Annotated in this window: 27 protein-coding genes; 5 read left to right on the forward strand and 22 right to left on the reverse strand. The window is 36.9% G+C overall.

Annotated elements, in window-relative coordinates:
- Together RFH42_RS16225 and RFH42_RS16230 are read left to right on the forward strand one after the other, a co-directional pair.
- Window positions 1-525 (forward strand): YadA-like family protein (locus tag RFH42_RS16225; RefSeq protein ID WP_308976941.1); only part of this gene is annotated, 525 nt, incomplete at its 5' end.
- A 125-nt stretch (window positions 526-650) separates the two neighbouring features.
- Window positions 651-1,433 (forward strand): OmpA family protein, encoded by a 783-nt coding sequence (locus RFH42_RS16230; protein WP_308976943.1) that lies wholly within the window; start codon window positions 651-653, stop codon window positions 1,431-1,433.
- A 71-nt stretch (window positions 1,434-1,504) separates the two neighbouring features.
- On the opposite strand, the gene folE is transcribed toward RFH42_RS16230, so the two are convergent.
- From folE to RFH42_RS16335, 22 genes are all read right to left on the reverse strand, one after another.
- Complete coding sequence (folE, locus tag RFH42_RS16235) at window positions 1,505-2,056, reverse strand: GTP cyclohydrolase I FolE (protein ID WP_308976978.1); 552 nt, start codon at window positions 2,054-2,056, stop codon at window positions 1,505-1,507.
- A 93-nt stretch (window positions 2,057-2,149) separates the two neighbouring features.
- Complete coding sequence (locus tag RFH42_RS16240) at window positions 2,150-2,839, reverse strand: Smr/MutS family protein (protein ID WP_308976945.1); 690 nt, start codon at window positions 2,837-2,839, stop codon at window positions 2,150-2,152.
- Between the two features lie 14 nt (window positions 2,840-2,853).
- Window positions 2,854-3,660, reverse strand: a complete 807-nt coding sequence (gene trpC / locus RFH42_RS16245) for an indole-3-glycerol phosphate synthase TrpC (protein ID WP_308976947.1) — start codon at window positions 3,658-3,660, stop codon at window positions 2,854-2,856.
- Window positions 3,661-3,670: 10 nt separating this feature from the next.
- On the reverse strand, window positions 3,671-4,717 hold the full coding sequence (gene trpD / locus RFH42_RS16250; protein ID WP_308976948.1) for an anthranilate phosphoribosyltransferase: 1,047 nt from the start codon (window positions 4,715-4,717) through the stop codon (window positions 3,671-3,673).
- 9 nt (window positions 4,718-4,726) lie between these two features.
- The gene (locus RFH42_RS16255; protein ID WP_308976949.1) at window positions 4,727-5,311 is read right to left on the reverse strand and encodes an anthranilate synthase component II; all 585 of its coding nucleotides are present in this window, start codon (window positions 5,309-5,311) and stop codon (window positions 4,727-4,729) included.
- A 117-nt stretch (window positions 5,312-5,428) separates the two neighbouring features.
- Window positions 5,429-5,692 (reverse strand): hypothetical protein, encoded by a 264-nt coding sequence (locus RFH42_RS16260; protein WP_308976951.1) that lies wholly within the window; start codon window positions 5,690-5,692, stop codon window positions 5,429-5,431.
- Complete coding sequence (locus RFH42_RS16265) at window positions 5,693-6,061, reverse strand: hypothetical protein (protein ID WP_308976952.1); 369 nt, start codon at window positions 6,059-6,061, stop codon at window positions 5,693-5,695.
- A gap of 9 nt (window positions 6,062-6,070) precedes the next feature.
- Window positions 6,071-6,319: a hypothetical protein gene (locus RFH42_RS16270; protein ID WP_308976953.1), complete on the reverse strand. Its 249-nt coding sequence runs from the start codon at window positions 6,317-6,319 to the stop codon at window positions 6,071-6,073.
- A 14-nt stretch (window positions 6,320-6,333) separates the two neighbouring features.
- Window positions 6,334-6,696, reverse strand: coding sequence for a hypothetical protein (locus tag RFH42_RS16275; protein WP_308976954.1), 363 nt, complete (start codon window positions 6,694-6,696; stop codon window positions 6,334-6,336).
- Entirely contained in the window at window positions 6,696-7,295 is a 600-nt protein-coding gene (locus tag RFH42_RS16280; RefSeq protein WP_308976955.1) for an HNH endonuclease signature motif containing protein, read from the reverse strand. The genes RFH42_RS16275 and RFH42_RS16280 overlap by 1 nt, the downstream gene beginning before the upstream one ends.
- Before the next feature lie 3 nt (window positions 7,296-7,298).
- Window positions 7,299-7,538 (reverse strand): hypothetical protein, encoded by a 240-nt coding sequence (locus RFH42_RS16285; RefSeq protein WP_308976956.1) that lies wholly within the window; start codon window positions 7,536-7,538, stop codon window positions 7,299-7,301.
- Between the two features lie 4 nt (window positions 7,539-7,542).
- Entirely contained in the window at window positions 7,543-7,773 is a 231-nt protein-coding gene (locus RFH42_RS16290) for a hypothetical protein (RefSeq protein WP_308976958.1), read from the reverse strand.
- Between the two features lie 2 nt (window positions 7,774-7,775).
- The gene (locus tag RFH42_RS16295) at window positions 7,776-9,110 is read right to left on the reverse strand and encodes a hypothetical protein (RefSeq protein ID WP_308976959.1); all 1,335 of its coding nucleotides are present in this window, start codon (window positions 9,108-9,110) and stop codon (window positions 7,776-7,778) included.
- A gap of 11 nt (window positions 9,111-9,121) precedes the next feature.
- Window positions 9,122-9,838 carry a hypothetical protein gene (locus RFH42_RS16300; RefSeq protein WP_308976960.1) on the reverse strand — a complete coding sequence of 239 codons (717 nt, stop codon included), beginning with the start codon at window positions 9,836-9,838 and terminating at the stop codon, window positions 9,122-9,124.
- Between the two features lie 11 nt (window positions 9,839-9,849).
- Window positions 9,850-10,131, reverse strand: a complete 282-nt coding sequence (locus tag RFH42_RS16305) for a hypothetical protein (RefSeq protein ID WP_308976962.1) — start codon at window positions 10,129-10,131, stop codon at window positions 9,850-9,852.
- Complete coding sequence (locus tag RFH42_RS16310) at window positions 10,132-10,593, reverse strand: hypothetical protein (protein WP_308976963.1); 462 nt, start codon at window positions 10,591-10,593, stop codon at window positions 10,132-10,134.
- Between the two features lie 207 nt (window positions 10,594-10,800).
- Window positions 10,801-12,537, reverse strand: a complete 1,737-nt coding sequence (locus RFH42_RS16315; protein WP_308976964.1) for a hypothetical protein — start codon at window positions 12,535-12,537, stop codon at window positions 10,801-10,803.
- Window positions 12,528-12,758, reverse strand: coding sequence for an ABC-three component system middle component 6 (locus RFH42_RS16920; RefSeq protein ID WP_374990848.1), 231 nt, complete (start codon window positions 12,756-12,758; stop codon window positions 12,528-12,530). Before RFH42_RS16920 ends, RFH42_RS16315 begins: the two co-directional genes overlap by 10 nt.
- A complete protein-coding gene (locus RFH42_RS16320; protein ID WP_308976967.1) occupies window positions 12,746-13,300 on the reverse strand; it encodes an ABC-three component system protein in 555 nt (184 codons plus the stop codon). The genes RFH42_RS16920 and RFH42_RS16320 overlap by 13 nt, the downstream gene beginning before the upstream one ends.
- Window positions 13,287-13,475, reverse strand: a complete 189-nt coding sequence (locus RFH42_RS16325) for a hypothetical protein (protein ID WP_308976968.1) — start codon at window positions 13,473-13,475, stop codon at window positions 13,287-13,289. The genes RFH42_RS16320 and RFH42_RS16325 overlap by 14 nt, the downstream gene beginning before the upstream one ends.
- A 256-nt stretch (window positions 13,476-13,731) precedes the next feature.
- Window positions 13,732-14,034 carry a hypothetical protein gene (locus RFH42_RS16330; RefSeq protein WP_308976970.1) on the reverse strand — a complete coding sequence of 101 codons (303 nt, stop codon included), beginning with the start codon at window positions 14,032-14,034 and terminating at the stop codon, window positions 13,732-13,734.
- A 38-nt stretch (window positions 14,035-14,072) separates the two neighbouring features.
- Complete coding sequence (locus RFH42_RS16335) at window positions 14,073-14,792, reverse strand: S24 family peptidase (protein ID WP_308976971.1); 720 nt, start codon at window positions 14,790-14,792, stop codon at window positions 14,073-14,075.
- Between the two features lie 100 nt (window positions 14,793-14,892).
- Between RFH42_RS16335 and RFH42_RS16340 the strand changes: the two genes are divergently transcribed.
- Genes RFH42_RS16340 through RFH42_RS16350 form a run of 3 tightly spaced genes read left to right on the forward strand, consistent with a single transcriptional unit; the run spans window position 14,893 to window position 15,727 of the window.
- Entirely contained in the window at window positions 14,893-15,081 is a 189-nt protein-coding gene (locus RFH42_RS16340) for a hypothetical protein (RefSeq protein ID WP_308976973.1), read from the forward strand.
- Window positions 15,082-15,089: 8 nt separating this feature from the next.
- Window positions 15,090-15,374 (forward strand): hypothetical protein, encoded by a 285-nt coding sequence (locus tag RFH42_RS16345; protein WP_308976974.1) that lies wholly within the window; start codon window positions 15,090-15,092, stop codon window positions 15,372-15,374.
- Window positions 15,375-15,427: 53 nt separating this feature from the next.
- The gene (locus tag RFH42_RS16350; protein ID WP_308976976.1) at window positions 15,428-15,727 is read left to right on the forward strand and encodes a hypothetical protein; all 300 of its coding nucleotides are present in this window, start codon (window positions 15,428-15,430) and stop codon (window positions 15,725-15,727) included.
- The last annotated feature ends 93 nt before the right edge of the window (window positions 15,728-15,820 follow it).

Raw genomic sequence — 15,820 nt, forward strand, 5'->3', positions numbered from 1 at the left:
CATGCTGGCGACAAGAAAGTAACGGGTGTTGCAGATGGTAAGATTGCTAAAGACTCTAAAGATGCTGTGAACGGTGGCCAGTTGAATACAACTAATACCAATGTGAGTAATTACCTTGGTGGTGGTACGAAGTTTGAAAATGGTGAATGGACAGGTCCAACTTACAATGTAAATGGCGGTAGCTATAACAACGTAGGTGATGCGCTTCATGCCTTGGATGACCGTAGTACTCAATTGAATAACAAGGTAGATAACTTGTTCCAAACAACCAACCAACGTATTGATAATGTTGAAAAACGTGCCAATGCAGGTATTGCAGCTGCCATGGCGCTTGAAACAGCACCATATGTAGCAGGCAAATGGTCGTATGCGGCAGCTGCTGCACACCATGGTGGTGAAAATGCGGTAGGTGTAACCTTACGTAAAACTGCTGACAATGGTCGCTGGTCATTGACTGGTGGTATTGCAGCGGCTTCTGAAGGTGATCCAAGCTTCCGTATTGGTATCAGTGGCGTAATTGATTAATTAAACGATCGATGAACAGTAGGAAGGCTGAACTCAGCCTTTCTATCAAATTTAACTTTAGAGATTCACATATTATGAAAAGTATTGTTAAAAGTTTAATCGGCAGTTTAGTGGTCATCACAAGCATGTCGATAAATGCAGAAGAAGTAGCTTTAACCTCAACGGACGAAGTAACGTTTCCAGCGATTGATCGTAGCTACTTAAAAGAAGTGAAACGTTATGAGTATTCAGATGTTGCACGACTAGGCGTGGGTTCAAATAAGGATCAATTCCGTCATATTTTGGGTAATCCACACTTTAGTGAAGGCTTGATATTTGTTAAAACTTGGAACTATGTTTTAGACATTCGTAAGCCGAACACTCAAGAATATAAGCGTTGTCAACTTCGTATTGATTATGACAAACATTATGTTGCAGAGCGTTTGAGTTGGAAGGGAGAAGATTGTCAAAAATTTATGTACCCAACAGAGACTAAAGTTATACAACAAGTGATGGAGGCTGCCCCAGTACGAAGTAAGCAGTTTAATTTAAGTGCAGATGCTTTATTTAAATTTGATGGATCATCACATAGCGATTTATTACCTAAAGGGCAACGTGAATTAGATCAATTGGTAACACAGATTAACCAAGGTTATGCAACTGTAAGTAAAATTCATTTGGTTGGTCATACAGACCGTCTTGGTTCTGAACAGTATAACTATCAATTGGGCTTAAAACGTGCTGAAACAGTACGAAATTACTTGATGGGTGCTAGAATCCCTGAGCAAGTGATTACGTATGCTAGTGCTGGTAAAAAAGAACCTTTAAGTGATGGATGTTTTGCTGTAGCGAAAGGCAATGCACAACGTGCTTGCTTACAACAAGACCGTCGAGTGAGCGTTGAAATCACTGGTGTTGAAAAACAATAAAACATCTTCTTGTTTATAAGAAAAAACCCTATCAACATCTGATAGGGTTTTTGTTTTCATATATGAAATAATTACTTATAACTCTCAGGTACAGCTTGTAAAAATTCACGACGTTCGTCTTTATGTGTTTTAAAATCACCAATGAAAGATACAGTACGCGTGGTCGATTCTTGTTTACTTACTCCACGCATCATCATACACATATGTGCAGAATCAATGACTACTGCAACACCACGTGCACCAGTCACTTGGGCGATTGCTTCGGCAATTTGCTGAGTTAAGTTTTCTTGAATTTGTAAGCGACGTGCAAACATTTCAGTAATACGTGCAAATTTAGACAAACCTAACACTTTACCTTCTGGTAAATAACCAATATGGACACGACCAGAGAAAGGTAAGAGATGATGTTCACATAGAGAGTAAAACTCAATATTTTTTACCAACACCATTTCTGGGTTATCTGATGGAAATACTGCATTATTTGTAACTTCTTCAATTGATTGAGTGTAACCAGAAGTTAAAAATGAAAAAGCTTTAGCAGCACGCATAGGGGTATCTTGTAGGCCTGGGCGATTTAAATCCTCCCCAACGGCTGAAAGGATATTTGCATAAGATTGCTGCATAGACATAAGGTGTTCACTTATAACGGATCGAACTAGGAGGGCATTGTAACAAGAAAATGCCATTGAAACTGTTTTAAATATAAGTTGGATAACTTATTTAAACTTAGGATTTTTCTCAGCTCTTTTAAGCAGAACTAAAACAGCACCAGTACCACCTTGATTTTCTGGAGCGCTGACAAATGCTAAAACATCACGATGCTGTCGAAGCCAACTATTCACATGACTTTTTAAAATGGCCTCAGGTCCTTTACCATGAACAATTTTAAGTACATTTTGGTTTTCATTTTTTGCAATTTGAATGATTTGTTGTACAGCAAGACGCGCATCTTCAATTGTACAGCCATGCAAATCGACAGCCTCGAACCAGCGTAAATTACCAGCTTTTAAATCTTCAAATACTTTATGTTGTAAAGTTGCAATGCGATAACTTAGTTTTGCTTGGCTCGCTACAGGATTGAGCATTGCATGTGTATCAGATAACTCAGCATCTTCTGTTAACATGGGACCTTCAGCAGCAGCTCGTTTCGCTAACGTTTTAGCATCTGCTTTTAAGTGGCGTGGTTTTTCAATTTTTGCAATATTTGAATCTGTTAAGGCAGTTACTCCTTGTAACGCATGTTTAAACAGTAACTCATCCTCTTGTTCTTGACTAAGAGAAGAGGTAATCGTTGCTTGAGTTTCCTCAACCTGCACCTTTAAGGGCGCAGGTTGAGAAAGCTGTTGTTTAAAGGCTTTCAAAAGCTTTTGTTGAGCTTTTGAAAGTGATGAATCAGAATTACTCATAATTAAACTTATACTTAGATAGTACTAACATTGCCAAACAATTCATTGAATGCTTTAGCTGGGTCGGGTTGTTTCATGAAACTTTCACCTACTAAGAAGGTATTAATGTCATGATCTTGCATCATCTGTATATCGGACGTTGTAGCAATACCGCTTTCTGTAACTAATGTGCGTGATGAATTGAGCAATTTCTTGAGGCGTAAAGTTGTATTTAAGTCAACTTCAAATGTTTTTAAATTGCGGTTATTCACTCCAAGTAAACAATCGTCAGATAGCAATAAGGCACGTTCTAGCTCATCTTCATCATGTACTTCAACCAATACATCAAGATTATGTTCAAAGGCTGTTTGTGACATTTCCTTTAATTGTTGATCAGATAATGCTGCAACAATAAGCAAGATGCAATCTGCATCAAGCGCACGTGCTTCAATAACTTGGTATGGATCAATTAAAAAATCTTTACGTAAAACAGGTAAGTCGCAATGCTTTTTTGCTATTGCAATATTTTCATCTGCGCCTTGAAAGAAGTCGACATCTGTTAGAACAGAGAGACATGCAGCACCTGCATGTTGATACTGTTCTGCTATTTCAGCAGGATTAAAATTTTGTCGAATAACACCTTTAGAGGGAGAGGCTTTTTTGATTTCAGCGATGACTGCTGGAGATTTTCCTTTTAAAGCCTGTTTGAAACCACGACATGGATGAGCATCTCGAGCAAGCTGTTCGATATCATATAAGCTATGAAGTTTTAACCGTGCATTAAGCTCTTCAGCTTTGCGGTCAATGATTTTCCCTAAAATCGTATTTGAAATACTTTGCATGACGTAATCCCTAAACTTGGTATTGCTTGAGCGTTTTGGTAAATTCTGCCAAGACGCTGATTTTTTCTAGAGCTTGTCCACCGTAGATAATATCGTGTGCTAATGCTACGCCTTGTTTATAGTTGAGTGTCATACCAGACACATATAAACCAGCGCCAGCATTGAGTGCGATCATATTTGCAGCTTTTTCACCACGAGCTGTTTTATTGCGAGATAAAGCATCTTTAATAAGTGCTAAACTGTCGGTGGAATTTTCTACACTAAGGCCAGCCAGTGTCTGAGATTCAATATCAACATCTTCTGGATTAATTGTCCATTCGGTTATTTCACCATTTTTTAGCTCAGCAACATAGGTTTTGGAAGCTAAACTAATTTCATCCAGTCCATCATGTGAATGTACAACCATGACGTGTTCAGCACCCAGTTGCTTCATTACTTCTGCAATTGGACGACATAATTCATTTGAAAAAACACCAATAACAAAACGTTTTACTCCTGCCGGATTCGTAAGCGGGCCAAGTAAGTTGAAAATACTGCGTATACCCAATTCCTTACGTGGGCCAATCGCATATTTCATAGCTTTGTGATGATTTGGTGCAAATAGAAATCCTACTCCTATTTCGCGGATGCAACGTTCTGTTTGCTGCATGTCTAAATCAAGTTGAATACCAGCTCTTTCAAGTAGATCGGATGATCCAGAGTTTGAGGATACGCCGCGGTTTCCATGCTTGGCGATTGTGGCACCAGCCGCAGCAATAACAAAACTTGAAGCGGTAGAAACGTTAAATAGATTTTGGCCATCGCCACCAGTACCTACGATATCAATAAGATAGGGTAAATCACTGACATTAATTTTAATAGCAAATTCACGCATTACACGTGCCGCAGCTGTAATTTCATCGATACTTTCACCCTTTAGGCGAAGTCCCATCATTAAGGCACCAATTTGTGCATCGGTAGCCTCACCACTCATAATGGTACGCATTACATCTTCCATTTGAGACTGGGTAAGGTGAATATTTTTGGTAATATGACTGAGTGCTTGTTGAATCTTCATTGGTTTCACTTATGCATAAATTTCAAGAAAGTTTTTAAATATTTGATGGCCATGCTGACTTAAAATAGATTCGGGATGGAACTGCACACCTTCAATCGGTAGTGTCTTATGCTTAATCCCCATAATTTCCTCTATCGAGCCATCAGCTTCATTGGTCCAACATGTTAGTTCTAAACATGGAGGTAAAGTCGCCTGATCAATCACTAGGGAGTGGTAACGTGTCGCTGAAAAAGGTGATGGAAGATTACTAAAAATCCCAGAATTACTGTGATACATATTAGATAAACGACCATGCATAACTTTTTTAGCACGTACGATTTGACCACCAAATGCTTGTCCAATACTTTGATGCCCTAAACAAACACCAAGTAATGGAATTTTCCCAGCAAAATGTTGAATTGCAGCGACAGATATACCTGCTTCTGTTGGTGAACAAGGACCAGGTCCAATAACTAAATATTTTGGTTGCCATCGCTCAATATCCTCCAGAGTCACGGCATCATTACGGACAACTTTTACTTCTTGATTCAACTCACCAAAATATTGGACGATGTTATAGGTAAAAGAGTCATAATTGTCGATCATGAGAAGCATATTTAGCTTAACCTCTTGAAATTAAAGTGAAAAACTTCTTGGCTGTAAAACTGTACTCAATTTAGTACTCAATGTTGAGAATGTACTACATTTTATACAGGTATAAAAATAGCCGCTTTACGCGGCTACTGTAGCAGATTCTTTGGTGTTTGTGACAACCGATTGCACGTAAGAAAGTAGCCAATAACTCTTTCTTCCATCCTTGTGCGGTTTGCTATACCTTCCATCACGTATTCTAGCATCTAATGTTTCAGGCTCAATGTTGAGCATGTGTGCAAATTCAGCCCGACCAATGCGCCGCTCTTCTTTTTGATTAATTAATTTTTCAACCAAATTTGTTAAGTGTTCAATAGATTCAGGGTTAACTTTAAGTACAGCCATCTATTTACCCTCCGTAGCTTCAACCACAGCCTGCTGAATCACAGCATCATAAATATCATTAGCAATACCACCACATACGTTCGCCGTGGTTGCAATTACTTCAGCCATCTCGTCTGAGCATTCTTTATTGATCAAAACAAACCCTTTTGGCATGGCATTTTGTTTAGCTCTAATCCACATAGTCCATGCTGTATTAATTAATTCGAATGCTTTATCAATATCCTCATAACCAGTACAGCCATCTTTTATTTCATAGTCACCAGTATTCATATTGAAATCAAAGAATGGTAATAGGTGAGAGTGAATGAAAGCGGATTCAAATAACACTTTTTCAATAACCCAAAATGCTTGTTTATTTGCAGTTTCCATTACTTCACCTTAGCAGATTTTGTTTCTATGGCGCTTAATGTCAGCAACCATAGATTTAGTTGACTCAATAATTAATTTTTCGCCGTGATTTACTTCACTAATGCTGTTTAAGCAACAAGCAATAGCGTTACCAGCAACACAATAACCAAATTCAACAGCTAATGCAGGATTTTCCTTTACTAGATGGTCAAACATAGGGCCAATAATCATAGTAAAGAGCTGTTCTGCCACCTCGGCTGGTGAACCTTCTAATTTCATTTCAGGTATGTCCATTAATTACCCTCCGCAGCTTCGAGCATGGCTTTTTCAAGAATTGGCTTGTGTTCATATAGTTGAGCAAAACTGTCACCTCCCATTTGCCAAGGATCAATATCTTCATCCATCCAAAGTAGGGCAATTTTAAGTGATTCTTTCGGCACCAAAACAAAACCTTTTGGTATGGCTTGGGCAACATGCTGCCAAATTTCCCATTTTTCCTGCATTTCAGCACAATAGTATTTACCTTCATTGCCATCACAGTCACCAATTCGTGCAGGATCGTATTTTTGAAAAAGGACTTTCTTGCTAGCAAAAGGTCTTTTTTGAAATTCAAATTCCTCAAAAGCCTCACGACCATGTTCTTTCTGAATATCCATCACTCTATAGCCCTCATTAACGAAAATTTCTTGCTCTTAATCTTTGCTAGAATTAAACAAGATTCATTTGTTCCTGGTGTTGCTATCTTTTTGAATGTTTGGTTATAACGAACCAACTCAGAACGATTGAGCAAAATTAGGTTTTCTGCTCTGCAATCAGTCTTGTCCATATTCTTAAACGCTATAACATGGTCATCAGGTATTGGGCCGTGTTTGGCAGCCCATATAACGCGGTGTTTTAATTCAAAAACATCAGGCTCTGCAGTTTTAATATATACATAACCATCTTTACTGCAGATACGCTCATATCCAATTGGTTGATGATTCCAAGGCACTTGGCCTTTTTGAAAGTTGCCACTATTTGGTTTTACAACACCTTTAGTACCAGTGTTCCAAGGTTTACCGCCTTTAGCAAAAAAGCCAGTGCGACCTGTTTTCCAACCTTTGCGAGTACACAGCGCTTTTATCTGATCTACTGTTAGTTTTGTATTGAACCTTAAATTCACTTTCTCAGTTAATACTTTACGCTCTAAGGTGTAGTTAGCTTCAATAAAGGCTAACTGCTCAGACGTATATTTTATCGCTATACCTTTAGCCATGTGTCACCCGATTAGATTTTGCGGAATTTCTACTGATTCAGCATTTTTCACGCCACGATATTCGGCAACTAGCTTTGCCGCATTCAGACGCATATTGTTATTTTTAATCACTTGCTCACTGATTTTTTCAATTGCATCTGAGCGTTGAATTTCCGCTGCGAGTTCTTCGCCATGTAGTTCGGGGTTGCTCAATCGTTCGAGTTGGGCAAATAGGGCTGTGTTTAAATCGACAGGTGTACTCATCACTTCACACTCCAATAACTTCGGGATAATTCGGACTAGCCAAATGATCTTCAAATTCAGCACCAAGCTTCTGAGCCAATTCATTACCAGTTAATACAGCCGTTACCATGCCGTACTCTTTTTTAAATCGAAAATTAAAGCCTCGTCCGTCCTGCATTTCTTTAACTGAATACCCAAGCTTTTCGAGCCAAATTTTGAAAGCAAGCAGGTTTTTAGGTTTCACAATCTTTTTCATGGCTACATGTTCTCCAACTCAAAGCGGCGTTTTACAACTTCTGCCATTAATACTTTTTGCATATCCGGGGCACGTGAACTCACATCAATTTCAAGCGCATCGAGTGTTGTTAAATCTTGGGCATTTTGAATGTCACGCATGAGAGAAGGTGCAGGATCTGAAACGCTATCTTTATTTAATTCAGTTAGGCGTTTGCTGATTGCTCTATGTAGCGGTGCAAGTTGCGCCTCAGTCCAACCCTTTGTATATCTGATTTGTGCATTTGCTTCTGCTGGTGTTTCAGCAATTGATGCTCGATACATTAGATTTTCAAGCTTTTCATCGTACTCAGCATTAACAATATCTTTTTTACGAAGATCACCCAATTTAAGAAGGTCTGCTTTATCCTCTTGTGTTAAATCTTCATTTTTATTAATTGAGCTTATGACATTTTCAACGGTTAAAACATTTTGAGACCTGGATAGTTCAGTCTGAAAGGAAGCTTTTAGGGCCTTTGATTTAACCTGATTTTCAGTTAATGCTTCTTCTGCAGCTAAAGTTAGATCTTTAAGTTTATCTATATCGAGACTTTCAGAGGCTTTAAGCTTTTGTGACTTTTGCTCATAAGCGGTCATTACTGTATGTCCAGATTCACCATGTAACTTTTTAAGCTCAGGTAATAGGGCTTCTAAATCTTCAATTTTTTCAGCTGCAGCAATTCGATCACGTAAAGACTTTTCGATCTTCATGTCAGCTTTTACAGAATCAAATGAAACGATATTGTCTTCACTGGCAGTCGTCTTACCAACGGCAGTAATTTGAATATTGCTTTGACATGTCTTTTCCACAACATTATTTGATGTTGAGTTTTGGGCATCTGTCTCTACAACAGTAGTAGTTTCTTTAGTTCTAGTTTTGCGTGGTGCTTTAATTGACGTAGGCTCAATAAGTCTTACGTTTGCTTGTAAAGGCATACCGCCTAACACTTTGCAAAGTGCCTCATATTGAAGTTTAGCATTCTCAAAGTCGCGTTGAGCGAAACCACCATTGACTGCTGTTGCGATAAGGCTATGAATGCCTTTATATTTATGGTGATGAATAATGCCATCCACATGAACTATAAAAACATCCTGGTCTTTTTTAATTTCATCAAGCGTCAAAGGCTTAGTAAAAGTAATACCAGCCACTTCAATGGTTTCAATCTTGATGCAGAACTCATAACCTGGCTTAGCAAAGATGGTTGCAGGGAATTGATCAAGATCGTCAAAGTCCATCAATTCACCTACAGCACGGCAAAGCACATGCTTGCCAGCTACAACTGCGTTAAATGCTTCTTGAGCAGAAATTAGATTTTGCATTAACTATTTCCTCAATGACGTACTTGGCTACTGGTTTGGTTTTGATTTACTGGTGGAGTAGACCAACCCATCTGATCTGCACGAGCGTTACATGCTCGCTGAATGGCAGCAGCATATTGAGTAGGCCCAAATGTACTAACCGCCTTATTTAAAGTGTCTATCTTTTTAGCCGAAGCAATTGCTTTAAGGGCATCTTGATAGCGTTGAGCTATGGGCTTTTCTTGATTAGCAACAGGTTGTTGTACTTGTTGCTGATTTCCTTGGTTATGATGTTCAGCAGCATATTCTCGATACTTACAGTCATCCCAAAGTCCTGAGAAGATATCACCAGCAAAGCCCAAGAAACTCATTGCTTTAACCATGGCATCTGTTACAGATTTTTTAGGAGCATCTTCATCATATGAGAGACCACTTTTTGTTTTATACATAGCTTTGGTGCCACCCATGTGCTCAGTTGAACACTTAACCCCATCTTTCATATACCAGAAAATGACAGTAGCCCAATGCATGATGTTTTCAGCATCAAGTTGCTGATACCCTTGAGCTTTAACCTCAATTCCCCAACCTTGACCACAAGGGCCGAATTGCTCAGTAGCTCGCTGTACAAGCCAATACGGTTGTGGTGAATTGCCTTTATATTGCTTTCCAGTAATTGGTTTTACTTTGCTAGGATCTGTAATACTCAACTCAGACCATAATTTCATGTTTGGGTTGTTTGAATTAACCATTTGAGCCACTCCTACGCAAAGAAACGATTTTGTTTACGACGTCTAGATTCAATAGCAGAGCGCGCATTAGATGCAGCATCTCTGCGAATAGCTTCAAAAATACCGCTTCGAATCCAAGGGTATTTGGCGTGAACTTCTTCAGAAACTAGGCTTAGCTTTTTGTTAAAACCTAGTTTGAAAATTTGATGATTTTCATCCATGACATAAGTAACAGGGTGATCTTTACCAAGACTAACCATATGGCGGTTTTCATCATCTCGACCACGGTGCATAGCGAAAAATAGTTGAGCCATTTACACGCCCTCCACCAAATGATGCTGCAAGATATAACTAACGATCATTGCATTGATTTGCTGGTGGTCATTTGCATTGGTGAAGTCACGGAACTCTGTACCATCAAGAGTTTTGATCTTAATTTCTTTTAGTTCTGAAACTTCAACGTTAGTGAACTCAGTACCATGAGAGCCATAGCTATCAGGTACAGTTATATAGTCGAAATCAACATTTAGAATGAAATCATCAAGAGTGATGATCGCCGTGCCAGTTGTAGGGCTGGTAAGCTTTAATGACTCAAGGCCATAAGTTGAAGGTGTATAAGCTGAGATAGGGGCAAAGGTTGTTTGTTTCGCCGTGTGGTCGTTATATGCAAAAAGAGCAACAACACTTAAAGAGCCGACTAAAACAAACGCACTAAACGGTCTGCGTAACATAAGACCTATAGTACTGGGATTGATTGATGGGTTTTTTACGTTCATAATTCACCTGTTGTTTAGAAAAAGCCCCGTCGCCGTAGGAAGTGTTGGGGCTTTTTTATACTTGTTGAACACTATATTCGTATAGCCGAACATTAAAGTCAATAAAAAATTCGGTTTTGTTCTGTTTTGTTATTCTTTTAATCGAACTGTGTTTTAATAGACAAAAGAAAACCCACACTGGGTGGGTTGAGGAAATTATTAATAAATTTAAATCACCTGATATTTTTCGATATTGAAAAACTGATTTTCTTGACTCAGAATTAATCGTACTGAGTCTTCTAACTTGAGATTTAAGCTCTTATCTTCAATAAGTGGAAAAATTAATTGGCAATTTGCAGAGTTTGCAAGCTCTGCTAGTTTTTGTAGATTATCTGAATCAATGATTTCAACTTTGTCTTGAGTTGAGAATCTTGGATAAGGTAAGTTTATTCTTGTGTCTTGAATAAAAGCAGAGTACGCAAGATCAAAAGCTATCACTAAAGCTTGCTTTTTACCGCTTCCAACGTTTGATTCAACAGCAGATATTTCAAACTTATATATATCTTTGTATTTATCAAAAGCTAATACATATACTTGATTATATATTTCCATTGAATATTTTGAAAAATATTCATTAAAAATGTTAATATTTTTAACTTTAAAATTATTAATATTACTTTCAATTAGTGAAATAGTTTCTTCATGATGCTTTTTAAGCAGCTCCAACTCATTATTAAGTGAAATAGATTGCAATTGAAGAGCATTGTTTTCAGAAATTTTTTTTGATAATTCATTAATTTCATTATTTAATTGGGTGTATTGTGCCAAAGAGCCATTTTGAGATAAGTTATCCAATAGATTGGAATAGGATACTGTGAAATCTGTACGAAGATCCTGAAGATTTTCAATTTTTTTATTAATTTTTTGGATTCTTTTTTCTAAATATAATTTTTCATTTTCAATCATTCTGTTGTGAAATATAACTGTTTGTTCAAATTTTTTTTGAAGATCAATGTTATACATTTGTGCCTCTTTATAAATTAACTCAATTGTTTTTGAGTTATCTTTAAAATCTGAGGTCCTAATTATATCTAGCCTATTAATTAGAATTTCTTTATTTAATTCTAAATCAGATATATTGTTATCTATATTGAATATTTTTTGGTTTAGTTTGGCTAATTCATCTTCCTCATAGTTATATTTCTCATTAATCTTAAATGAATCTCTCTTTTGAGTGAGTTCCTCTAGTGTGTTTTGGTTTACACTAATAATTTGTTCAATACCAATTGGTTTAAGGGTGTCTACAACCTTAATCTTCTCCTTTAGATTTTTAATAGCTTTTTCTTGAAAAAGCTTTTTTTCAATTTCCTTAGGGTTCTGGTACCCAAATAAAGTAAAGTGTATGTTTTCATAATCAACATCACTACAAAAAGGATAATATCTTAGTATTTTACTAACTTGCTCATCATCTTTTCTAATAAATTTGGTTATAAGCTGGCGAAATGATGGTTTTTCAGTTTTAGATTTAAATAGTACCTCTTGAAGAGAAAAACTATAGTATTTTGAGTCTACGATTTCATCATTTATAAAGTGAATTATTTTAAATGCATTAGGGTTTTTGCTAGTAGGCTTTGAAATAAGCTGGCGAGAGAATGTAATATTAAAGCTAGACTTATGTTTTAAGCTTTTAGTTAGTTTTAAACTAAATTTTGGCTCAGATTTTTTTAAAAAATTTAAAACATCCTTATTTACAACATTTTTATTCTCATCATCTTGATAAAAACTTGGATACTTTCCATCCATACAAAAATCAATAGCCCTAAGGAGAGTAGTTTTACCCAAGCTATTAGTACTCCCTTGCCCATCAGTTTTTATACCTAAAACTATATTTAATCCTAATTTGAACTCAACCTCTCTGATTAATAGTCCATTTTTATCTTTGATAATGAGTTGTTCTAGATACATAAAGAGACTTTTCCTGAATGACTATCGCTTATAATTCCTAACATAAAAAGCCAATCTAAAGTTAAAATAAAGCGATGAAATGGTAGGTTTATTTCTTGAGAAATAAGTGAGTATAGTTCTGTAATATAGAACTCTTGATTATTCTCATAAAAAAATGTGATTACTCTAGATCCTAAATAATATAAAGAATTATCAGGATTTCGTTCTGTTAAAATGAGCATGGAGGTTTCTCAAAAATTTTACATTCTGAAAAAACATAGAATACAACATATATAGTACAACTAATATCTTCATGATTTAATTTATCATTCACAACATGTTTCAATTCATTTTCAATTTCCTTACATAGTTCATAAACTATTTTATCTGGATGTTCTGCTGTGAAAGCAAATTTTATTTTTCTCCATTTTCTGCGTACAAAGGCAATAATTCGATCGCGAGTTCCTGGAAATCCATTCATTTCTAAAAAATTTAAACGTTGCACGATAGTATATTGCCAATCCATATAATCATCTAAGTCATCTAAATAATCAGATAAATCATTGTACTCTATTTTATCTTTTATAGTATAAGGGAGGGTATCAGGCTCGGCAACTGATTCAAGCATTTCTAAATCAGAAATACCTTCTAGTAATCTCTGGATATTTGAAGGTCTAGGCTCATTGCTTGTAGAGTTGTGGTGATGAATATTAATATCTCTTTGGGCATTATTAATATTATTGTCATCACCATCTATTGAGTTATTGTAATTACTTTTGAACATTATTAATATTTTTTCCTGCATTATTAACAGAATTATGATTTCCATTGATTGAAATGTTATTTTGTGATGTGTTTTTATATTTATTAATAATCCAACTACTACCTAATAATGCAGTAATTACCCCAACTATTAGTTCAAAGGTTTTAATCCAGTCAATACTGTTGATGTCAATCATATTTCCCCCATTTTAGTTTAAATAACTCTTGATTTTAAAAATTAGTAAAGTCGTGTAGTTCTTACTAAGAAGCTCACTTCCAAAATTGTCTTACATGCTCCACAACCACACCAATAATACGGACCTCTTGTTTAGTTGAGTCCATAGTAGGGAAGTTAGGATTAAGTAGTGCTAGTTTGAATGTCTACAACTACGTTCGTCACAACCAGATGCATGATTTTTTAAATGTAGCTTTGTAACCGCTATTTCTGGCACCTCACACCTCAGCATACTTCTCCAAAAACTCATCAATCCAGCCTTGAGCCAATTCCATATTAGTAATGTCAGTCACCTTTAAATTAGTGCCTTCAGCCTCGTTAAATCCCTCAATAATAGCCTCAAAGATATTAGCCTCGCTAATGACCTCATTTGCCATTTCTGCAGCGTCATAGCTTTGTCCAGCTTTTTTAAGTGCGGCGATTTGTTTCTCAATTCCTGCATCAATTTTGGCTAATGCCAATTTAAACTCTTGACGATTAATCGTTAGCGCAGTTTTAGATTTATTCAGTGTTGCTATCATTGCGATTTCTTTCCTTAAAGATTTTTTATGAGAAATTCCTAGATTTCACCATCATAAGAGTGAGAAACATATTTCCCGATGATGCTAATGTGTTCAAGTTGATTGAGCTCTACGATTTCAGTCTTGTATTCTGGATTATCGCTATCAATGATTAGTGCACCATCAAAACGCCGTGATAGTCGCTTGATTTTTAATTCATTACCATATCGAATGGCGTAAACTCGGCCACTTTGCACTTGATCTAGTGTATTAATAGACTTGTCCAGCATAACAACACTACCATTTGGAATACGTGGCTCCATGCTGTCACCATCAATATCAACCGTGACCAGGTTTTTGGGTGATATTTTTTTCTTATGAATCCAATCAATTGGCTGTGCAGTACCTAATTCTTTTTCTGTTGGTTCAAACTCTGCAATACAGCCATTTCCAGCTGAAAACCTAACATTAACATGTGGAATAATCACGTAAGCATTTGGGTCTAGATCTTCAGGTGTCTCCCACGCAAAAACAGGTTTGCAATTAATCTCACTAGTTGTTGAGTGCGATGGTCCATGTGATTCATGCCCATCCAATAACCACTGGGGTGTTGTTTTTAGAGCATTTGATAGCGCATTAATATGTTTGGCACTTGGTTTATTGGTTCCATTCACCCAACCATGAACAGTTGCACGCCCTGCACCAGTACTTCTAATAAGATCTGCTTGAGTCAAACCCAATTCCTTCATTTTTAAATTGATGCGACCTGAAGTGTCCATGAAAATCTCCTTAACATGTTCGGAATTGTGAACGAATTTATTGACGGATACACGAATATATGTTTCACTTAATCGAACAATTTAATTCGGTTAATAGAATATGAATGTTGCGGAATTGCGAGAGCATTTTGGTGTTAAGAACAACACTAATTTGGCTCAAAAAATTAAATATGGAAGAACCACTGTTTGGGAGTGGGAGAAGTTTGGAATTCCACCAAGAACACAGGCACTTTTTGAAGTTTTAACTGAAGGAAAACTCAAAGCTGATTTACAGCAAATAACCACTTGAGGACAACCATGGGTAAATTTTCTAACAGATACCGGTTAGCGGAACTAGGTAAGAAGACTGTATGTATGCCTGCGCATCTTCCAGAAGATATTGCAGAACATGTAGCGAGTAAGGCGTATGAGCGAGATTGGTCAAATAGCCAGTATTTAAGATGGTTAGCCATACAAGATAAGAAGCGCTGTGAAGATGACAATAATCTTATGGCAAAAGTTTCAGGTGTTGCGAGAGAACAGCTTGACCCATTCAGACAAATTGATCGTTGTGAACACTGCGAACGGAAAATGGTCAAATAAAAACCGCTTCTACGGGAATAGAAGCGGTCGTTAATTCATTAATTTTGAGACCAATGAATATGAAATCAAATATACCAAAACAACCCACACTAGGCAATCAACAAGACACCACTGATCAAGATTATGCGATCGGTGATGTGGTAGTAAGCACACGCAATAGCGTTATCCCAGTTTTATTTGAGATTGTTGAAGAACCAAACGCATCATTTGATGGGTATGTTCAATGCAGATCGATGAGCAGGGTTATTGTTTACTGGTTGGCAATCAGTGAGATCCGCACTGCCACAACCGCCGAACTCAAGGTTAAACACCGCCTTTCTGAAACTGAGCAATCATTAGCGGAGGTTTCATGAGCACAGATCAACAAAATATCCAGTCATTCTTTGAGCCTGCTTTGCAGGTTCTTAATCAATTACATGACCACAAGCGTAAAAACTTACGCTCTA

Source organism: Acinetobacter rudis (genome assembly GCF_031157835.1).
GTDB classification, from domain to species: Bacteria; Pseudomonadota; Gammaproteobacteria; order Pseudomonadales; family Moraxellaceae; genus Acinetobacter; species Acinetobacter rudis_A.

What these genes read in the sequence shown, in the direction of transcription:
- RFH42_RS16350 (WP_308976976.1), top strand. Translation starts at nt 15,428, where the DNA reads ATGAATATGAAATCAAATATACCAAAACAACCCACACTAGGCAATCAA.
- RFH42_RS16260 (WP_308976951.1), bottom strand. Translation starts at nt 5,692, where the DNA reads ATGGCTGTACTTAAAGTTAACCCTGAATCTATTGAACACTTAACAAAT.
- RFH42_RS16345 (WP_308976974.1), top strand. Translation starts at nt 15,090, where the DNA reads ATGGGTAAATTTTCTAACAGATACCGGTTAGCGGAACTAGGTAAGAAG.
- RFH42_RS16240 (WP_308976945.1), bottom strand. Translation starts at nt 2,839, where the DNA reads ATGAGTAATTCTGATTCATCACTTTCAAAAGCTCAACAAAAGCTTTTG.
- RFH42_RS16340 (WP_308976973.1), top strand. Translation starts at nt 14,893, where the DNA reads ATGAATGTTGCGGAATTGCGAGAGCATTTTGGTGTTAAGAACAACACT.
- folE (WP_308976978.1), bottom strand. Translation starts at nt 2,056, where the DNA reads ATGCAGCAATCTTATGCAAATATCCTTTCAGCCGTTGGGGAGGATTTA.
- RFH42_RS16315 (WP_308976964.1), bottom strand. Translation starts at nt 12,537, where the DNA reads ATGTATCTAGAACAACTCATTATCAAAGATAAAAATGGACTATTAATC.
- RFH42_RS16280 (WP_308976955.1), bottom strand. Translation starts at nt 7,295, where the DNA reads ATGGCTAAAGGTATAGCGATAAAATATACGTCTGAGCAGTTAGCCTTT.
- trpD (WP_308976948.1), bottom strand. Translation starts at nt 4,717, where the DNA reads ATGAAGATTCAACAAGCACTCAGTCATATTACCAAAAATATTCACCTT.
- RFH42_RS16330 (WP_308976970.1), bottom strand. Translation starts at nt 14,034, where the DNA reads ATGATAGCAACACTGAATAAATCTAAAACTGCGCTAACGATTAATCGT.
- RFH42_RS16255 (WP_308976949.1), bottom strand. Translation starts at nt 5,311, where the DNA reads ATGCTTCTCATGATCGACAATTATGACTCTTTTACCTATAACATCGTC.
- trpC (WP_308976947.1), bottom strand. Translation starts at nt 3,660, where the DNA reads ATGCAAAGTATTTCAAATACGATTTTAGGGAAAATCATTGACCGCAAA.
- RFH42_RS16265 (WP_308976952.1), bottom strand. Translation starts at nt 6,061, where the DNA reads ATGGAAACTGCAAATAAACAAGCATTTTGGGTTATTGAAAAAGTGTTA.
- RFH42_RS16285 (WP_308976956.1), bottom strand. Translation starts at nt 7,538, where the DNA reads ATGAGTACACCTGTCGATTTAAACACAGCCCTATTTGCCCAACTCGAA.
- RFH42_RS16275 (WP_308976954.1), bottom strand. Translation starts at nt 6,696, where the DNA reads ATGGATATTCAGAAAGAACATGGTCGTGAGGCTTTTGAGGAATTTGAA.
- RFH42_RS16310 (WP_308976963.1), bottom strand. Translation starts at nt 10,593, where the DNA reads ATGAACGTAAAAAACCCATCAATCAATCCCAGTACTATAGGTCTTATG.
- RFH42_RS16335 (WP_308976971.1), bottom strand. Translation starts at nt 14,792, where the DNA reads ATGGACACTTCAGGTCGCATCAATTTAAAAATGAAGGAATTGGGTTTG.
- RFH42_RS16230 (WP_308976943.1), top strand. Translation starts at nt 651, where the DNA reads ATGTCGATAAATGCAGAAGAAGTAGCTTTAACCTCAACGGACGAAGTA.
- RFH42_RS16290 (WP_308976958.1), bottom strand. Translation starts at nt 7,773, where the DNA reads ATGAAAAAGATTGTGAAACCTAAAAACCTGCTTGCTTTCAAAATTTGG.
- RFH42_RS16300 (WP_308976960.1), bottom strand. Translation starts at nt 9,838, where the DNA reads ATGGTTAATTCAAACAACCCAAACATGAAATTATGGTCTGAGTTGAGT.
- RFH42_RS16270 (WP_308976953.1), bottom strand. Translation starts at nt 6,319, where the DNA reads ATGAAATTAGAAGGTTCACCAGCCGAGGTGGCAGAACAGCTCTTTACT.
- RFH42_RS16295 (WP_308976959.1), bottom strand. Translation starts at nt 9,110, where the DNA reads ATGCAAAATCTAATTTCTGCTCAAGAAGCATTTAACGCAGTTGTAGCT.
- RFH42_RS16920 (WP_374990848.1), bottom strand. Translation starts at nt 12,758, where the DNA reads ATGCTCATTTTAACAGAACGAAATCCTGATAATTCTTTATATTATTTA.
- RFH42_RS16305 (WP_308976962.1), bottom strand. Translation starts at nt 10,131, where the DNA reads ATGGCTCAACTATTTTTCGCTATGCACCGTGGTCGAGATGATGAAAAC.
- RFH42_RS16320 (WP_308976967.1), bottom strand. Translation starts at nt 13,300, where the DNA reads ATGTTCAAAAGTAATTACAATAACTCAATAGATGGTGATGACAATAAT.
- RFH42_RS16325 (WP_308976968.1), bottom strand. Translation starts at nt 13,475, where the DNA reads ATGATTGACATCAACAGTATTGACTGGATTAAAACCTTTGAACTAATA.